Genomic DNA, 18,450 nt, shown 5'->3' on the forward strand with positions numbered 1-18,450 from the left:
GACCATGAGCAATCCTCTGATCATTAAGCTGGGCGGCGTACTGCTGGATAGCGAAGAAGCGCTGGCGCGTCTGTTTGATGCCCTGCTGGCGTACCGCACGCAGTATCAGCGTCCGCTGATCATCGTCCACGGCGGTGGCTGCCTGGTGGACGAGCTGATGAAGAAACTGGCGCTGCCGGTGAAAAAGAAGAACGGTTTGCGCGTGACGCCAGCCGATCAGATCGACATTATTACCGGTGCGCTGGCCGGCACCGCCAACAAAACGCTGCTGGCATGGGCGAAGAAGTACGGCATTGGCGCAGTGGGTTTATGCCTCGGCGATGCCGGACTGGTGAACGTGGCACAGTTCGATGAGGAGCTGGGGCATGTCGGCAACGCCACGCCGGGCAATCCGCAGCTGCTCAATACGCTGCTGGATGCAGGCTATATGCCGGTGATCAGCTCGATTGGCATCACCGACGGCGGCGAACTGATGAACGTCAACGCCGACCAGGCCGCGACCGCGCTGGCGGCGACCATCGGTGCCGATCTGGTACTGCTGTCAGACGTCAGCGGTATTCTCGACGGCAAAGGTCAGCGCATCGCCGAGATGACCGCAGCCAAAGCCGAGCAGCTGATTGCTCAGGGCATTATTACCGATGGCATGATTGTGAAAGTGCATGCGGCGCTCGACGCGGCGCGTACGCTGGGCCGCCCGGTGGATATCGCCAGCTGGCGTCATGCTGAACAGCTGCCAACCCTTTTCAACGGCGTGTCGATTGGCACCCGGATTCTCGCATAATCAAGGATTACGACATGAGCACGCAAAACATCAAAAAAATCGTTCTGGCTTACTCGGGCGGTCTGGATACCTCGGCCATCATTCCCTGGCTGAAAGAGAACTACGGTGGTTGTGAAGTGGTGGCGTTCGTGGCCAACATTGGTCAGGATCCGGCCGATCTGGAAGGCGTAGAGAAGAAAGCGCTGCAGTCGGGCGCGTCTGAGTGCCACGTGGTCGATCTGCGTGAAGAGTTTATCAGCGAATACGTTTACCCGGTGCTGCAGACCGGTGCGCTGTACGAAGGCACCTATCTGCTGGGCACCTCAATGGCGCGTCCTATCATCGCCAAAGCGCAGGTTGAACTGGCGCTGAAAGTGGGCGCAGACGCGCTGTGCCACGGCGCAACCGGTAAAGGCAACGATCAGGTGCGTTTCGAAAACACCTATACCGCGCTGGCACCGCAGCTTAAAGTGGTGGCACCATGGCGTGAGTGGAACCTGCGTTCGCGTGAAGCGCTGCTGGATTACCTGAAAGAGCGCAATATTCCGACCACCGCGTCGCTGGAAAAAATCTACAGTCGTGATGAGAACGCCTGGCACATCTCGACCGAAGGTGGCGTGCTGGAGAGCCCGTGGAACGCGCCGAACAAAGATTGCTGGGTGTGGACCGTCGATCCGCTGGAAGCGCCGGATCAGCCAGAAAACGTCACCGTCAGCGTGGAGAAAGGCCAGGTTGTCGCGGTGAACGGTGAGAAACTGAGCCCGTTCCAGTGTCTGGAAAAACTCAATGCGCTGGGAGCGAAACACGGCGTGGGCCGGATTGATATCGTGGAAAACCGTCTGGTGGGCATCAAATCACGCGGCTGCTACGAAACCCCTGGCGGCACCATCATGGTCAACGCGCTGCGTGCGGTTGAGCAGCTGGTACTGGATCGCGACAGCTTTAAATGGCGTGAACAGCTGGGTCAGGAGATGTCTTACGTGGTGTATGACGGCCGCTGGTTCGCACCGCTGCGTCAGTCAATCCAGGCCGCTGCCGCATCGCTGGCAGAGCTGGTGAACGGTGAAGTGGTACTGCAGCTGTACAAAGGCCAGGCCACGGCGATCCAGAAAAAATCGGCGAACAGCCTGTACTCAGAAGAGTTTGCCACCTTCGGCGAAGACGAAGTGTACGATCACCGTCACGCGGGCGGCTTTATCCGTCTGTTCTCGCTCTCTTCACGCATTCGCGCGCTGAACGAGCAGAAGAAGTAACACCGGCGGCAGGCGACATATTTTGCAGGGGCGGCTTCGGGCCGCCCTTTGTTTAACAGATTCAGGAGCAAACAGATGGCACTTTGGGGCGGACGTTTTTCACAGGCGGCAGATCAACGGTTTAAACAGTTCAACGATTCACTGCGGTTTGACTACCGCCTGGCGGAGCAGGACATCATCGGTTCGGTGGCCTGGTCAAAAGCGCTGGTAACGGTAAACGTGCTGAGCAGTGAAGAGCAGCAGCAGCTGGAAGCCGCGCTGAATGCGCTGCTGGAAGAGGTTCGCGCCAACCCTCAGCAGATTCTGCAGAGCGATGCCGAGGATATTCACAGCTGGGTGGAAGGCAAGCTGATCGACAAAGTCGGCGCGCTGGGCAAAAAGCTGCACACCGGGCGCAGCCGTAACGACCAGGTGGCGACCGATCTCAAACTGTGGTGTAAAACGCAGGTGGCACTGCTGCTGGAAGCCACGCGCGAGCTGCAGTCAGCGCTGGTAGCCACGGCTGAAGCCAATCAGGATGCCGTGATGCCGGGCTACACCCACCTGCAGCGGGCGCAGCCGGTGACGTTTGCCCACTGGTGTCTGGCCTACGTTGAGATGCTGGCGCGCGACGAGAGCCGTCTGCAGGATACGCTGAAGCGGCTGGATGTCAGCCCGCTGGGCTGCGGCGCGCTGGCCGGTACTGCTTATGAGATCGACCGTGAGCAGCTGGCCGGCTGGCTCGGCTTCGCCTCTGCCACGCGTAACAGCCTGGATACCGTGTCCGACCGCGATCACGTGCTGGAGCTGCTGTCTGATGCCTCGATTGGCATGGTGCACCTGTCGCGCTTCGCTGAAGACATGATCTTCTTCAACACCGGTGAAGCCGGCTTTATTGAGCTGTCCGATAAAGTGACGTCGGGCTCATCGCTGATGCCGCAGAAGAAAAATCCGGACGCGCTGGAGCTGATCCGCGGCAAGTGCGGTCGCGTGCAGGGCGCACTGACCGGCATGATGATGACGCTGAAAGGGCTGCCGCTGGCGTACAACAAAGATATGCAGGAAGACAAAGAAGGGCTGTTCGATGCGCTCGATACCTGGCTTGACTGCCTGCATATGTCAGCGCTGGTGCTGGATGGCATTCAGGTGAAGCGTCCGCGCTGTCAGGAAGCCGCCGAGCAGGGTTACGCTAACTCGACCGAACTGGCCGATTATCTGGTAGCCAAAGGCGTGCCGTTCCGCGAAGCGCACCATATCGTCGGCGAAACCGTGGTGGAAGCGATCAAACAAGGCGTCGCGCTGGAAGCATTAAGTCTGGCGCAGCTTAAGCAGTTTAGCGCGGCGATCGGGGAAGATGTTTATCCGGTGCTGTCGCTGCAGTCTTGTCTCGATAAGCGTAACGCGCGCGGCGGCGTGGCACCACAGCAGGTGGCGCTGGCGATCGGCGAAGCGAAGCAGCGCTTAAACCTGGCGTAATGCGCGCCAGGAAATTTCTTTCGCAAAAAAGAGACAATTCTTGATCGGCCTGGCGTGAAGAGTTCTTAAAGTGTGCTCGCAGTTAATTTGGAGAATATAAATGAGCACTTCACGCTTTGGCTACCCTTTCTTTCCTCTGGAGCCGGCCGTTGAAAACCAGGTTCCTGTCACCTTCGATTCCGCCTCGGTGAATGACGGCGGTTTTATTGTCGATGGCGAAATCACCCGCGATACGCGCCCTGCGCTGAACGGCTATGCCGGCCGTGGCGTCACGCTTGAGTGTTACCATAACGGCGAGTTAGTGGGCAGCACTCTCAGCGATGCTCAGACCGGCTACTTCAGTTTTACGCTGCCTGCCGCGCTGGCGGGCGGGAGTCATCAGTTCGTGGCACAGGTGGCGGCAATGCCGCAGAGCGCCAGCGCGCCCTTCACGCTGATCGTCGAAGACGCCGGTTTTGTGCCGGTCACGCTAACCGCGATGCACAGCGGCGCGCAGTTTATCTGGCCGGAAGAGAGCACTACGCAAACCCAGCCGACCTTTTCCGGTAAAGGCCAGCCCGGCAGCCGGGTTGAGCTGTTTGATAACGATGAGCCGCTCGGCAGCGCGCTGGTCGATAGCGATCACAAATGGACCTTTACGCCGTCTCATGCGCTGGCCGCTGGCGAGCATCAGATTGTGGTGACATGCGGCGCAGGGAATGTCAGTGCGCCGGTCAGCCTGATCGTTGCGGATGATATTACGGGAGATGTGGCCCGGCCGGAGGCACTCAGCGGCCTGCATCTGCACGACCTGCTGGCCAGCGTGCCGGTTAACCTGTTCCAGGACGCGGAGCTTAACCCGGCCACGCAGCAGTATGAGCTGGTGCTGAATAATGACGATCTGCAGCAGGAGCTGACGCAGTCCGGTATCGTCAGTCACTCCCTGGTGCTGACGGAGCAGGATTTGCAGCAGTTGCTGGGTGATGTGCCACTGTGATGCAGAGGCAAAAAAAAGCGGGCTTTAAGTAGCCCGCCAACCTCTAGCTTCGGAATTACATATAGTTATAGGCACATCATCAAAGGGCTGGCACTCCCGGCCAACTCAGTGATTTCGTGAGCAGGTTGCAGGTGCTGCTCCAGATTGTTGTTGTTGCGTGTGTGCGTTAGCCGCTTTAACAATCTGTGGTCTTAATCAGATGGCCGGTATTATTCCTGTTCACCGCTTGATAGGGCTAATCGTTCATTGCTATTCTATCTATCGCCACGGGCTATCGTGGTTTGGAGGCTATCAATGAACATTCGTGATCTGGAATATCTGGTTTCGCTGGCGGAACATCGCCACTTTCGTCGTGCCGCTGATGCCTGTCATGTCAGCCAGCCGACCCTGAGCGGGCAGATTCGCAAGCTGGAAGATGAACTGGGTGTGATGCTGCTGGAACGGACCAGCCGTAAGGTGCTGTTTACTCAGGCTGGACTGCTGCTGGTGGATCAGGCGCGAACCGTGCTGCGTGAAGTGAAGGTACTAAAGGAGATGGCCAGCCAGCAGGGCGAAACCATGTCCGGGCCGCTGCACATTGGTCTGATTCCGACCACCGGTCCCTATCTGCTGCCGCATATTATTCCGATGCTGCATCAGACCTTCCCGAAACTCGAGATGTATCTGCACGAGGCGCAAACGCAGCAGCTGCTGGCGCAGCTCGACAGCGGTAAGCTCGACTGCGCGATTCTGGCGCTGGTAAAAGAGAGCGAAGCTTTTATTGAAGTGCCGCTGTTTGATGAGCCGATGAAGCTGGCGATCTATCAGGATCACCCGTGGCACGATCGCGATCGCGTGCCGATGTCGGATCTGGCCGGTGAGAAACTGCTGATGCTGGAAGATGGTCACTGTCTGCGCGATCAGGCGATGGGCTTCTGCTTCGAAGCCGGCGCTGATGAAGATACTCATTTCCGTGCGACCAGCCTGGAAACGCTGCGCAACATGGTAGCAGCCGGCAGCGGTATCACTTTGCTGCCGTCGCTGGCGGTACCGAATGAGCGCGTACGTGATGGCGTGTGCTATCTGCCGTGTTACAAACCGGTGCCGCAGCGCACCATCGCGCTGGTGTATCGTCCGGGATCGCCTCTGCGCAGCCGCTATGAGCAGCTGGCAGAAGCAATTAAAACCCACATGCAGGGTTACCTGGACCGTTCGTTAAAACAGGCGGTTTAAGCCGTTTAACGCCGCCACGCGGTAGGCTTCGGCCATGGTGGGGTAGTTGAAGGTGGTGTTCACGAAATACTCAATCGTGTTACCGCCGTTCTTCTGCTCCATGATGGCCTGGCCGATGTGAATGATCTCCGCCGCACGCTCGCCAAAGCAGTGAATACCCAGAATCTCTTTGGTTTCGCGGTGGAACAGGATCTTCAGGCTGCCGACGTGCATGCCGACAATCTGCGCGCGCGCCAGATGCTTAAACTGCGCACGGCCCACTTCATACGGCACTTTCATCGCCGTCAGCTGCTGTTCGGTTTTGCCGACGGAGCTGATTTCCGGAATGGTGTAAATCCCGGTCGGGATATCTTCAATCAGGTGCGCGGTGGCTTCCCCTTTGATGATCGCCTGCGCGGCAATGCGGCCCTGATCGTAAGCGGCAGAGGCCAGGCTCGGGTAGCCAATCACGTCGCCCACCGCATAAATGTGCGGCTGCGCGGTCTGATACATACTGTTCACTTTCAGCAGTCCACGGCCATCAGCTTCCAGCCCGACGTTTTCCAGCGCCAGTGAATCGGTATTACCGGTACGGCCGTTAGCGTACAGCAGGCAATCGGCTTTGACCTTTTTGCCGGACTTGAGGTGCATGATGACGCCATCGCTGACACCTTCAATCTTCTCAAACTCTTCGTTGTGACGAATCACCACGCCGCTGTTCCAGAAGTGATAAGAGAGCGAATCGGACATCTCCTGATCGAGGAACGCCAGCAGGCGATCGCGGGTGTTGATCAGGTCAACCTTGACGTTAAGACCGCGGAAAATCGACGCATATTCACAGCCAATCACACCCGCACCGTAAATGATGACGTGGCCGGGTTCATGATGCAGGTTGAGGATGGAGTCGGAGTCGTAAATGCGCGGATGGGTAAAATCGACGTCCGCCGGATGATACGGGCGGGAACCACAGGCGATGACAAACTTCTCTGCGGTTAAGCGCTCGCGCGTGCCGTCTGGCTGTTCCACTTCGATGGTGTTGGCATCAACAAAATGGGCGTCGCCCTGATAAAGCTCACAGCGGTTACGCTCGTAAAAGCCCTGACGCATGGCAGTCTGCTGGCTGATGACGTTCTCAGTATGATTCAGAATGTCGGCGAACGAGGAGCGCAGGAGTCGGGTGTGATCGCTATAAAGAGGGTTTTGATTGAACTCGATGATACGGCTGACAGCGTGACGCAGAGCTTTGGAAGGGATGGTTCCCCAGTGAGTACAACCGCCGCCGATGTTGTGGTAGCGTTCGATCACTGCAATGCGCGCTCCCTGCTTCACCAGCCCCATCGCCGCACCTTCGCCGCCCGGACCGGAGCCAATCACAATGGCATCGTAATCGTAAGACTTTTGCATACCAGTACGTCCTATGTTTCTATACATTTTTACAACGAGATTCTAACATCTCGCCGCGCACATCTGAATTCTAACAGCGTAAATTGGCAAAGTTTGACAATCAGTGAGGTTAACAGGCGGTCACAAACTTTGCGCCGCTGTACGCTGAAAAGTTTGTTATAGTGCCTGCCTGATTACTCACAAGGCCGGGAAAATGGGCGTTCGAGCGCAACAAAAAGAACGTACACGACGTTCACTGATTGAAGCGGCATTCAGTCAGTTAAGTGCAGAAAGGAGTTTTGCCAGCCTGAGTTTACGCGAAGTGGCACGCGAAGCCGGCATTGCACCGACCTCGTTTTACCGTCACTTTCGCGATGTGGATGAGCTCGGCCTGACAATGGTTGATGAAAGTGGCCTGATGCTGCGCCAGCTGATGCGCCAGGCGCGCCAGCGCATTGCCAAAGGCGGCAGCATCATCAAAACCTCGGTCGCCACGTTTATGGAGTTCATCGGGAACAATCCCAACGCTTTTCGTCTCTTACTACGCGAGCGCTCCGGCACGTCAGCGGCTTTTCGTGCGGCGGTCGCGCGGGAGATTCAGCACTTTATCGCTGAACTGGCCGACTACCTTGAGCTGGAAAACCGCATGCCGCGCAGCTTTACCGAAGCGCAGGCAGAAGCGATGGTGACGATTGTGTTCAGCGCCGGCGCGGAAGCGCTGGATGTGGATATCGAACAGCGGCGCAAACTGGAAGAGCGTCTGGTGCTGCAGCTGCGAATGATCGCCAAAGGCGCGTATTACTGGTATCGCCGGGAGCAAGAGCGCCTGGCGGTTACCCTGGAAACCCCCGAAGAGTAATGTGATAAGGATAATGAAATGATTGAGCAAAACCCTCGCGATAAAGGAACGCTGTTACTGGCTTTTATCACCGGTTTAGCTATCAACGGCTCCTTTTCGGTGCTGTTCAGCACCTTTGTTCCCTTTTCGATTTTCCCGCTGATCGCCCTTGGCCTTGCCGCGTGGTGTCTGCATCAGCGCTATCTCAACCGCAATATGCCGGACGGCATGCCTTCGCTGGCGGCGGCATTTTTTCTGCTGGGGATTCTGGTGTACAGCGCGCTGGTGCGTGCCGAATATCCGGATATCGGGTCTAACTTCATCCCGACCATTCTGATGGTGGCGCTGGTGTTCTGGATCGCCATGCGCTTCCGCCGCAGCAAGAACAAGCACTGAAAATAATCACGGGAACCGCAGGGTTCCCGTTTTTTTAGGCTTTGCGCGTCAGTAACACACCGCATTCCATATGATGGGTGTAAGGGAACTGGTCAAACAGCGCCAGCCGCGTGATGTTATGCGTGGCACTCAGTACGCTGAGGTTGTCGCACAGCGTCTGCGGATTACAGGAAATATAGAGAATACGCGGATAGGCCTGCACCATCTTCACCGTCTCGTCATCCAGCCCGCTGCGCGGCGGATCGACAAAGATGGTCTCGCACTGATAGCTATTGAGATCGATGCCTTCCAGACGGTTGAAGCTGCGCACGCCGTTCATCGCCTGGGTAAACTCTTCGGCTGCCATACGAATAATTTGCACGTTGTCGATGTGGTTGGCCGCGATGTTGTACTGCGCCGAAGCCACCGACGGTTTGGCGATTTCCGTCGCCAGTACGCGGCGGAAGTTACGCGCCAGCGCCAGTGAAAAGTTGCCATTACCACAGTACAGCTCCAGCAGATCGCCGCGCGAATCTTGCGTCACGTCCAGCGCCCACTCCAGCATCTGAATATTCATCGCCGCATTCGGCTGAGTGAAGCTGTTCTCCACCTGACGATAGATCATCTCCTGGCCGGCTACCGGCAGGCGCTCATCGACGTAATCGCGATCGAGGCAGATTTTGGTTTTCGTGGCACGGCCAATCAGCTGCACATCAAACCCTTCTGCACGCAGACTATCGCGCAGCGCAGTCGCGGCTTCGGTCCAGTCGGCTTCCAGCTTGCGGTGATACAGCAGCGAGATCACGATCTGGTTGCTGAGGGTGGAGAGATAATCGATCTGGAACAGTTTGAAACGCAGCGCACGATTATCGCGGATCGCGGCGATCAACTTTGGCATCAGCGTATTGATCAACTGGCTGGCCGCCGGAAACTGATCGACGCGGATACGCTGTTTGGTCTCTTGATCGAAGATGATGTGATAAAGATCGTCACCGTCGTGCCAGATGCGGAATTCGGCGCGCATACGATAGTGGCTGACCGGCGAGCGGAACACCTCCACGTCGGGCGCTGCGTAGGGGGCCATCATCGCCTGTAAGCGGCTGACTTTTTCCGCCAGTTGCGCGTCGTATTGTTCAATCGGGAGTTGTTCGGGTGTCATCTTCAATCCTGGTGTTAAGCCTGCCTGCCGGGCGATTGTAGGCATTCACCTGCTGATGTCCAGTCCCGGACGGTGCAGGAAGGCTGGCAGTCTGGATTTCCGGCCTTCTTAAACGTAGACTGCGGCTGCCGGCCTCCTTGAGTTAAAAGGGAATCCAGTGTGAATCTGGAGCTGACGCGCAGCGGTAAAAGAATGTCGTGGTGATCGCAATTGCAGACACTGTCCTCGCGGATGGGAAGTCTTCACCACTTATGATTCCCAGCCCGAAGACCTGCCGGTGTGACGTCGCAACTTCTGAGATCATCGCGTGCTATCGATCCCGGACCTGCGGCATCCTGCTTCGTCTTTTGGATGCTATAACAATGAAAACAACACACGCTTCGCTGTTTGCCTTTAGTGCAACGGCGTTGTCGCTCTGGGCGCAATCTGGCTACGCGCAGCAGAATGATGATACGCAAATCGTTACCGCCAACCGGTTTTTGCAGCCGGTTTCCTCCGTTCTCGCGCCGACGACAGTCGTGACCCGCGACGATATCGATCGCTGGCAGGCGAAAAGCCTGACGGACGTCATGCGTCGCCTGCCTGGCGTGGACATTGCGCAGAACGGTGGCCTCGGCCAGCTGAGCTCGCTGTTTGTGCGCGGCACCAACTCCAGCCACGTACTTATACTCATCGACGGTATCCGGCTAAACCAGGCGGGTGTGTCCGGATCGTCTGATTTAAGCCAGATTCCGCTTTCTCTGGTCCAGCGCATCGAATATGTGCGCGGTGCGCGCTCGGCGGTGTATGGTTCCGATGCGATTGGCGGCGTGGTGAACATCATCACCGGTCGTGATAAGCCGGGCACGACGCTGAGCGCGGGCGTGGGCTCGAAAGGCTATCAAAACTATGAAGGTTCTACCCAGCAGCAGCTGGGCGCAGCCACGACGCTGACCATGGCGGGCAACTACACCTATACGCGCGGCTATGATGTGGTGGCAAACCTGCCGGATGTGTATGGCGATCCGGCGCAGAAAGATCGCGATGGCTTCATGAACAAGACACTGTATGGCGCGCTGGAGCACCAGTTCAGTGACGGGCTGAGCGGCTTTGTTCGCGGCTACGGTTTTGACAACCGTACGGCCTACGACGGCACCTACAGCTACGATAACAGTTTTAACATTAACGGATTAAACGATACCCGCCAGCTCTACAGCCAGACCTGGGACAGCGGCCTGCGTTACAGCAACGACATTTATTCGACGCAGCTGATCGCCAGCTACAGCCGCAGCAAAGACTATAACTATGATCCGCGTACAGGCCGCTACGGCCCGTCGACCACGCTGGATGACAGCAAGCAGTACAATGTGCAGTGGGGTAATACGTTGCAGGTGGCGCAGGGCAGCGTAAGCGCGGGCGTGGACTGGCAAAAACAGACCACGGAACCCGGCACGGCTTACGTGGCTGACAGCACCGAACTGCGTAACACCGGCATTTATGCCACCACCCAGCAGCAGCTGGGCAGCGTAACGCTGGAAGGCGCGGTACGTGGGGACGACAACAGCCAGTTTGGCTGGCACGGTACCTGGCAGGGTGGAGCGTCATGGGCGTTTGTCGATGGCTATAGCGTGTTTGCCAATTACGCGACGGCGTATAAAGCGCCGCGTCTCGGCCAGCTGTATGGTTCCTATGGCAACAGCGACCTGAAGCCGGAAGAGAGCAAACAGTGGGAAGCGGGCTTCTCCGGCCTGACCGGGCCGGTAAACTGGCGCGTATCCGGTTATCGTAACGATATCGATAATTTGATTGATAGCGATCCCACCACCTATATCTATTACAACATTGATAAAGCGCGCATTAAGGGCGTGGAAGCCACGGCGTCGTTCGATACCGGTCCGCTTAGCCATCAGATTTCTTACGACTATGTCGATGCGCGCGATGCTGAAACCGATCAACCGCTGGTGCGCCGTGCGAAGCAGCAGGTGAAATACCAGCTCGACTGGACGATTTATGAGTTTGACTGGTCACTGACCTATCATTATCTCGGCGATCGCTATGATACGGATTACAACCACTCCTTTACCCCGCAGCGCGTCAAACTGGGCGGTGTAAGTTTATGGGATCTGGCAGTTTCGTATCCGGTCACATCACAGCTCACCGTTCGTGGTAGAATTGCCAACCTGTTCGATAAAGACTACGAGACAGTGTATGGCTATCAAACTCCAGGAACGGAGTACTATCTCAGCGCCAGCTACAGCTTCTGATCTGCGCCCCACCGTGCTGGTGTTTGACTCCGGCGTCGGTGGGCTCTCCGTCTATGATGAGGTCCGGCAACTGCTGCCGGGCCTGCACTATCTCTATGCCTTCGATAATGCCGGCTTCCCTTACGGTGAAAAAAGCGAAGAGTACATTGTTGAGCGGGTCGTGGCGGTGGTGGAGGCTATCGTGCAGCGCGTGCCGCTGGCGTTAGTGGTCATCGCCTGTAACTCCGCCAGTACTGTATCCCTGCCAGCGTTGCGTCAGCGCTTTGAATTCCCGGTCGTTGGCGTCGTGCCTGCGATTAAACCGGCGGCCCGTCTGACGCGTAACGGCGTGGTCGGCCTGCTGGCCACGCGCGGCACGGTGAAACGACCTTACACCCATGAGCTGGTGGCGCAGTTTGCGCGCGAATGTAAAATCGAAATGCTGGGGTCGGCGGAACTGGTCGAACTGGCGGAAGCCAAACTGCACGGAGAAACGGTGTCGCTGGACGATGTGCGTCGCGCAGTACAACCGTGGCTGCGTATGAAAGAGCCGCCGGATACCGTGGTGCTGGGTTGTACCCATTTCCCGCTGTTACGTGAAGAGCTGCAGCAGGTGTTGCCTGATGGCACCCGGCTGGTGGATTCGGGCGCAGCCATTGCACGGCGCACCGCCTGGTTGTTAGAGCACGAAGCGCCTCAGGCGCGTTCCAGCGGACAGAATGTGGCATTTTGTACGCGTATGGATGACGAAGTGGTGCAATTATCACCGGTTTTGCAGCGTTATGGCTTCCCGCTGCTGGAAAAACTGGCGATTTGACGGGCTTTCGCCGAAAAAAACAGCACTCGAAAATTAATTTGCATTTAGCCCTTGTCAGCCCGAAAGAACTCCCTATAATGCGCCTCCACTGACACGGCACAACGGCTTACGAAGCGCCCTGTTAGTGAGGTGGCCCTTAACGGCAACCTTCAGAAAAGCAAAAATAAATGCTTGACTGAGAAAGCGGAAAGCGTAATATACGCATCCCGCGCCGCTTGAGAAATCGCGGCACCGCTCTTTAACAATTTATCAGACAATCTGTGTGGGCACTCGCAGGATTGATATCACAAGCCTACGGGCTTTAAAAAATATCAAGTCTTTGCTGAGTGAACACGTAATTCATTACGAAGTTTAATTCACAGAGCATCGCTGCACTCGTTGCAGCAAATCAAACTTTAAATTGAAGAGTTTGATCATGGCTCAGATTGAACGCTGGCGGCAGGCCTAACACATGCAAGTCGAACGGCAGCACAGAAGAGCTTGCTCTTTGGGTGGCGAGTGGCGGACGGGTGAGTAATGTCTGGGAAACTGCCCGATGGAGGGGGATAACTACTGGAAACGGTAGCTAATACCGCATAACGTCGCAAGACCAAAGTGGGGGACCTTCGGGCCTCACACCATCGGATGTGCCCAGATGGGATTAGCTAGTAGGTGGGGTAATGGCTCACCTAGGCGACGATCCCTAGCTGGTCTGAGAGGATGACCAGCCACACTGGAACTGAGACACGGTCCAGACTCCTACGGGAGGCAGCAGTGGGGAATATTGCACAATGGGCGCAAGCCTGATGCAGCCATGCCGCGTGTATGAAGAAGGCCTTCGGGTTGTAAAGTACTTTCAGCGGGGAGGAAGGCGGTGAGGTTAATAACCTTGCCGATTGACGTTACCCGCAGAAGAAGCACCGGCTAACTCCGTGCCAGCAGCCGCGGTAATACGGAGGGTGCAAGCGTTAATCGGAATTACTGGGCGTAAAGCGCACGCAGGCGGTCTGTTAAGTCAGATGTGAAATCCCCGGGCTTAACCTGGGAACTGCATTTGAAACTGGCAGGCTTGAGTCTCGTAGAGGGGGTAGAATTCCAGGTGTAGCGGTGAAATGCGTAGAGATCTGGAGGAATACCGGTGGCGAAGGCGGCCCCCTGGACGAAGACTGACGCTCAGGTGCGAAAGCGTGGGGAGCAAACAGGATTAGATACCCTGGTAGTCCACGCCGTAAACGATGTCGACTTGGAGGTTGTGCCCTTGAGGCGTGGCTTCCGGAGCTAACGCGTTAAGTCGACCGCCTGGGGAGTACGGCCGCAAGGTTAAAACTCAAATGAATTGACGGGGGCCCGCACAAGCGGTGGAGCATGTGGTTTAATTCGATGCAACGCGAAGAACCTTACCTGGCCTTGACATCCAGAGAACTTAGCAGAGATGCTTTGGTGCCTTCGGGAACTCTGAGACAGGTGCTGCATGGCTGTCGTCAGCTCGTGTTGTGAAATGTTGGGTTAAGTCCCGCAACGAGCGCAACCCTTATCCTTTGTTGCCAGCGGTTCGGCCGGGAACTCAAAGGAGACTGCCGGTGATAAACCGGAGGAAGGTGGGGATGACGTCAAGTCATCATGGCCCTTACGGCCAGGGCTACACACGTGCTACAATGGCGCATACAAAGAGAAGCGACCTCGCGAGAGCAAGCGGACCTCATAAAGTGCGTCGTAGTCCGGATTGGAGTCTGCAACTCGACTCCATGAAGTCGGAATCGCTAGTAATCGTAGATCAGAATGCTACGGTGAATACGTTCCCGGGCCTTGTACACACCGCCCGTCACACCATGGGAGTGGGTTGCAAAAGAAGTAGGTAGCTTAACCTTCGGGAGGGCGCTTACCACTTTGTGATTCATGACTGGGGTGAAGTCGTAACAAGGTAACCGTAGGGGAACCTGCGGTTGGATCACCTCCTTACCTGAAGATACCTTCCCGCGAAGTGCTCACACAGATTGTCTGATAGAAAAGTAACGAGCAGAAAAAACCTCTACAGGCTTGTAGCTCAGGTGGTTAGAGCGCACCCCTGATAAGGGTGAGGTCGGTGGTTCAAGTCCACTCAGGCCTACCAGATTTCTTCTCATGCCGCGTTATGTTTCCGGCTCGCATAGTTCACTATGCTTCGCGAAAACATGCCTTGCCTGAGACGAAATCACATTTCCCGTGTGAGAAACGTGACTCCTGGTGAGTGGATGTAGATGGTCTCTGCAGTGACTGTATGGGGCTATAGCTCAGCTGGGAGAGCGCCTGCCTTGCACGCAGGAGGTCAGCGGTTCGATCCCGCTTAGCTCCACCATTACAGTACTGAAACTTACTTCAGAGTATACCGGCGACGGTGTGCTGCGAAGTATTTGCTCTTTAACAATCCGGAACAAGCTGAAAATTTGAAACGACGCGTCGCTTCATTTCTCCGTAATAAGAAATGAATCACGATGCGTTCGAGTCTCTCAAATGCTTGCAGTCCGCAGCGTTGCAAAACGCCTGTGGGTTGTGAGGTTAAGCGACTAAGCGTACACGGTGGATGCCCTGGCAGTCAGAGGCGATGAAGGACGTGCTAATCTGCGAAAAGCGACGGTAAGGTGATATGAACCGCTACAGCCGTCGATGTCCGAATGGGGAAACCCAATGCACTTGTGCATTATCGTTAACTGAATACATAGGTTAACGAGGCGAACCGGGGGAACTGAAACATCTAAGTACCCCGAGGAAAAGAAATCAACCGAGATTCCCCCAGTAGCGGCGAGCGAACGGGGAGCAGCCCAGGACCTGAATCAGCTTGTGCATCAGTGGAAGCGTCTGGAAAGTCGCGCGATACCGGGTGACAGCCCCGTACACGAAGATGCATGAGCTGTGAGTCCGACGAGTAGGGCGGGACACGTGGTATCCTGTCTGAACATGGGGGGACCATCCTCCAAGGCTAAATACTCCTGACTGACCGATAGTGAACCAGTACCGTGAGGGAAAGGCGAAAAGAACCCCGGCGAGGGGAGTGAAACAGAACCTGAAACCGTGTACGTACAAGCAGTGGGAGCCTACTTGTTAGGTGACTGCGTACCTTTTGTATAATGGGTCAGCGACTTATATTCTGTAGCAAGGTTAACCGCATAGGGGAGCCGAAGGGAAACCGAGTCTTAATTGGGCGTTAAGTTGCAGGGTATAGACCCGAAACCCGGTGATCTAGCCATGGGCAGGTTGAAGGTTGGGTAACACTAACTGGAGGACCGAACCGACTAATGTTGAAAAATTAGCGGATGACTTGTGGCTGGGGGTGAAAGGCCAATCAAACCGGGAGATAGCTGGTTCTCCCCGAAAGCTATTTAGGTAGCGCCTCGTGAACTCATCTCCGGGGGTAGAGCACTGTTTCGGCTAGGGGGCCATCCCGGCTTACCAACCCGATGCAAACTGCGAATACCGGAGAATGTTATCACGGGAGACACACGGCGGGTGCTAACGTCCGTCGTGAAGAGGGAAACAACCCAGACCGCCAGCTAAGGTCCCAAAGTCATGGTTAAGTGGGAAACGATGTGGGAAGGCACAGACAGCCAGGATGTTGGCTTAGAAGCAGCCATCATTTAAAGAAAGCGTAATAGCTCACTGGTCGAGTCGGCCTGCGCGGAAGATGTAACGGGGCTAAACCATGCACCGAAGCTGCGGCAGCGACGCTTAGGCGTTGTTGGGTAGGGGAGCGTTCTGTAAGCCGCTGAAGGTGTGCTGTGAGGCATGCTGGAGGTATCAGAAGTGCGAATGCTGACATAAGTAACGATAAAGCGGGTGAAAAGCCCGCTCGCCGGAAGACCAAGGGTTCCTGTCCAACGTTAATCGGGGCAGGGTGAGTCGACCCCTAAGGCGAGGCTGAAAAGCGTAGTCGATGGGAAACAGGTTAATATTCCTGTACTTGGTGTTACTGCGAAGGGGGGACGGAGAAGGCTAGGTTATCCGGGCGACGGTTGTCCCGGTTTAAGCGTGCAGGTGTGAAGACCAGGCAAATCCGGTCTTCTTTAACACTGAGGCGTGATGACGAGCCGCCACGGCGGTGAAGTAACTGATGCCCTGCTTCCAGGAAAAGCCTCTAAGCTCCAGGTAACACGAAATCGTACCCCAAACCGACACAGGTGGTCAGGTAGAGAATACCAAGGCGCTTGAGAGAACTCGGGTGAAGGAACTAGGCAAAATGGTGCCGTAACTTCGGGAGAAGGCACGCTGGCGCGTAGGTGAGGGGACTTGCTCCCGGAGCCGAGGCCAGTCGAAGATACCAGCTGGCTGCAACTGTTTATTAAAAACACAGCACTGTGCAAACACGAAAGTGGACGTATACGGTGTGACGCCTGCCCGGTGCCGGAAGGTTAATTGATGGGGTTATCCGCAAGGAGAAGCTCTTGATCGAAGCCCCGGTAAACGGCGGCCGTAACTATAACGGTCCTAAGGTAGCGAAATTCCTTGTCGGGTAAGTTCCGACCTGCACGAATGGCGTAATGATGGCCAGGCTGTCTCCACCCGAGACTCAGTGAAATTGAAATCGCTGTGAAGATGCAGTGTACCCGCGGCAAGACGGAAAGACCCCGTGAACCTTTACTATAGCTTGACACTGAACATTGAGCCTTGATGTGTAGGATAGGTGGGAGGCTTTGAAGCGCGGACGCCAGTCTGCGTGGAGCCAACCTTGAAATACCACCCTTTAATGTTTGATGTTCTAACGTAGGCCCGTGATCCGGGCTGCGGACAGTGTCTGGTGGGTAGTTTGACTGGGGCGGTCTCCTCCCAAAGCGTAACGGAGGAGCACGAAGGTTGGCTAATCCTGGTCGGACATCAGGAGGTTAGTGCAATGGCATAAGCCAGCTTGACTGCGAGAGTGACGGCTCGAGCAGGTGCGAAAGCAGGTCATAGTGATCCGGTGGTTCTGAATGGAAGGGCCATCGCTCAACGGATAAAAGGTACTCCGGGGATAACAGGCTGATACCGCCCAAGAGTTCATATCGACGGCGGTGTTTGGCACCTCGATGTCGGCTCATCACATCCTGGGGCTGAAGTAGGTCCCAAGGGTACGGCTGTTCGCCGTTTAAAGTGGTACGCGAGCTGGGTTTAGAACGTCGTGAGACAGTTCGGTCCCTATCTGCCGTGGGCGCTGGAGAATTGAGGGGGTTGCTCCTAGTACGAGAGGACCGGAGTGAACGCACCGCTGGTGTTCGGGTTGTCATGCCAATGGCACTGCCCGGTAGCTAAGTGCGGAAGAGATAAGTGCTGAAAGCATCTAAGCACGAAACTTGCCCCGAGATGAGTTCTCCCTGACCCTTTAAGGGTCCTGAAGGGACGTTGAAGACGACGACGTTGATAGGCCGGGTGTGTAAGCGCAGCGATGCGTTGAGCTAACCGGTACTAATGACCCGTGAGGCTTAACCTTACAACGCCAGAGGCGTTTTGGTCTGAGAGACCGAAAGAATTTTCAGCTTTGTTCACCGGATTACGTCCAGTGGATTTTGTGCTGTGACAGGGCGGCACGCGAGACGACGTGAAGGAGCATACAGAAGTATGTGACTGAGCGGCGCGAGCGGGGCAACGCAGTCAGAGCGCGAAAGACGCGGACGAAAACAGAATTTGCCTGGCGGCAACAGCGCGGTGGTCCCACCTGACCCCATGCCGAACTCAGAAGTGAAACGCCGTAGCGCCGATGGTAGTGTGGGGCCTCCCCATGCGAGAGTAGGGAACTGCCAGGCATCAATTTAAGACCCCTAATCGGGTCGTGACCTTCCCGGTGACGCGGAAAGGGCGAAACACCTGAAATCAGCGACGGTCTGATATCAGTACAGAATCGGTGGAGCGGTAGTTCAGTTGGTTAGAATACCTGCCTGTCACGCAGGGGGTCGCGGGTTCGAGCCCCGTCCGTTCCGCCACCCTAATTAGGGGCGTAGTTCAATTGGTAGAGCACCGGTCTCCAAAACCGGGTGTTGGGGGTTCGAGTCCCTCCGCCCCTGCCAGAAAATAATCCTTTGCTTCGGCAAAGGATTT

11 protein-coding genes, 4 tRNA genes, 3 rRNA genes and 1 riboswitch are annotated in these 18,450 nt (G+C 56.1%); of the genes, 16 read left to right on the forward strand and 2 right to left on the reverse strand.

Translation table 11 applies throughout. The annotated features are described in order from the left end of the window. Nucleotides 1–4: 4 nt before the first annotated feature. The 5 genes from argB (at nucleotide 5) to oxyR (ending at nucleotide 5,656) form a co-directional block, all read left to right on the forward strand. Nucleotides 5–781, forward strand: a complete 777-nt coding sequence (gene argB, locus C1N56_RS00450) for an acetylglutamate kinase (protein WP_021506830.1) — start codon at nucleotides 5–7, stop codon at nucleotides 779–781. A 14-nt stretch (nucleotides 782–795) separates the two neighbouring features. Next, on the forward strand, nucleotides 796–2,013 hold the full coding sequence (locus tag C1N56_RS00455; RefSeq protein WP_394517000.1) for an argininosuccinate synthase: 1,218 nt from the start codon (nucleotides 796–798) through the stop codon (nucleotides 2,011–2,013). Between the two features lie 75 nt (nucleotides 2,014–2,088). Then, on the forward strand, nucleotides 2,089–3,468 hold the full coding sequence (argH, locus tag C1N56_RS00460; RefSeq protein WP_058758137.1) for an argininosuccinate lyase: 1,380 nt from the start codon (nucleotides 2,089–2,091) through the stop codon (nucleotides 3,466–3,468). A 100-nt stretch (nucleotides 3,469–3,568) separates the two neighbouring features. Continuing rightward, nucleotides 3,569–4,444, forward strand: a complete 876-nt coding sequence (locus C1N56_RS00465; protein ID WP_394517001.1) for an Ig-like domain-containing protein — start codon at nucleotides 3,569–3,571, stop codon at nucleotides 4,442–4,444. Between the two features lie 294 nt (nucleotides 4,445–4,738). Further along, nucleotides 4,739–5,656, forward strand: coding sequence for a DNA-binding transcriptional regulator OxyR (gene oxyR / locus C1N56_RS00470; RefSeq protein WP_021506826.1), 918 nt, complete (start codon nucleotides 4,739–4,741; stop codon nucleotides 5,654–5,656). On the opposite strand, the gene sthA is transcribed toward oxyR, so the two are convergent. After that, a complete protein-coding gene (gene sthA, locus C1N56_RS00475; protein ID WP_021506825.1) occupies nucleotides 5,639–7,039 on the reverse strand; it encodes a Si-specific NAD(P)(+) transhydrogenase in 1,401 nt (466 codons plus the stop codon). The two genes, oxyR and sthA, sit on opposite strands and share 18 nt — an antisense overlap. A 193-nt stretch (nucleotides 7,040–7,232) precedes the next feature. Between sthA and fabR the strand changes: the two genes are divergently transcribed. Further along, the gene (gene fabR / locus C1N56_RS00480) at nucleotides 7,233–7,877 is read left to right on the forward strand and encodes an HTH-type transcriptional repressor FabR (RefSeq protein WP_031279587.1); all 645 of its coding nucleotides are present in this window, start codon (nucleotides 7,233–7,235) and stop codon (nucleotides 7,875–7,877) included. Nucleotides 7,878–7,895: 18 nt separating this feature from the next. Beyond that, nucleotides 7,896–8,252, forward strand: coding sequence for a YijD family membrane protein (locus C1N56_RS00485; protein ID WP_021506823.1), 357 nt, complete (start codon nucleotides 7,896–7,898; stop codon nucleotides 8,250–8,252). A 34-nt stretch (nucleotides 8,253–8,286) separates the two neighbouring features. On the opposite strand, the gene trmA is transcribed toward C1N56_RS00485, so the two are convergent. Beyond that, entirely contained in the window at nucleotides 8,287–9,390 is a 1,104-nt protein-coding gene (trmA, locus tag C1N56_RS00490) for a tRNA (uridine(54)-C5)-methyltransferase TrmA (protein ID WP_058758135.1), read from the reverse strand. Between the two features lie 112 nt (nucleotides 9,391–9,502). Further along, nucleotides 9,503–9,684, forward strand: a riboswitch (cobalamin riboswitch). 68 nt (nucleotides 9,685–9,752) lie between these two features. Here trmA and btuB point away from each other — a divergent pair. The 9 genes from btuB to C1N56_RS00535 all read left to right on the forward strand — a co-directional run bounded on the left by btuB (nucleotide 9,753) and on the right by C1N56_RS00535 (nucleotide 18,419). Continuing rightward, nucleotides 9,753–11,633 carry a TonB-dependent vitamin B12 receptor BtuB gene (gene btuB, locus C1N56_RS00495; RefSeq protein ID WP_150059713.1) on the forward strand — a complete coding sequence of 627 codons (1,881 nt, stop codon included), beginning with the start codon at nucleotides 9,753–9,755 and terminating at the stop codon, nucleotides 11,631–11,633. Next, on the forward strand, nucleotides 11,578–12,429 hold the full coding sequence (murI, locus tag C1N56_RS00500; protein WP_040679621.1) for a glutamate racemase: 852 nt from the start codon (nucleotides 11,578–11,580) through the stop codon (nucleotides 12,427–12,429). Before btuB ends, murI begins: the two co-directional genes overlap by 56 nt. Nucleotides 12,430–12,826: 397 nt before the next feature. Continuing rightward, nucleotides 12,827–14,367, forward strand: a 16S ribosomal RNA gene (locus tag C1N56_RS00505). Nucleotides 14,368–14,441: 74 nt separating this feature from the next. Then, a tRNA-Ile gene (locus C1N56_RS00510) sits at nucleotides 14,442–14,518 on the forward strand. 149 nt (nucleotides 14,519–14,667) lie between these two features. Further along, nucleotides 14,668–14,743: transfer RNA gene (locus C1N56_RS00515), tRNA-Ala, on the forward strand. A gap of 198 nt (nucleotides 14,744–14,941) precedes the next feature. Further along, nucleotides 14,942–17,845: ribosomal RNA gene (locus C1N56_RS00520) — 23S ribosomal RNA — on the forward strand. A 197-nt stretch (nucleotides 17,846–18,042) separates the two neighbouring features. Continuing rightward, nucleotides 18,043–18,158: ribosomal RNA gene (gene rrf / locus C1N56_RS00525) — 5S ribosomal RNA — on the forward strand. The 16S, 23S and 5S rRNA genes sit together here with 4 tRNA genes alongside, the layout of an rRNA operon. A 100-nt stretch (nucleotides 18,159–18,258) precedes the next feature. After that, nucleotides 18,259–18,335: transfer RNA gene (locus C1N56_RS00530), tRNA-Asp, on the forward strand. 8 nt (nucleotides 18,336–18,343) lie between these two features. Continuing rightward, nucleotides 18,344–18,419 (forward strand) — tRNA-Trp (locus tag C1N56_RS00535). Nucleotides 18,420–18,450: the final 31 nt, after the last annotated feature.

The organism is Pantoea sp. SGAir0175 (assembly GCF_043547855.1).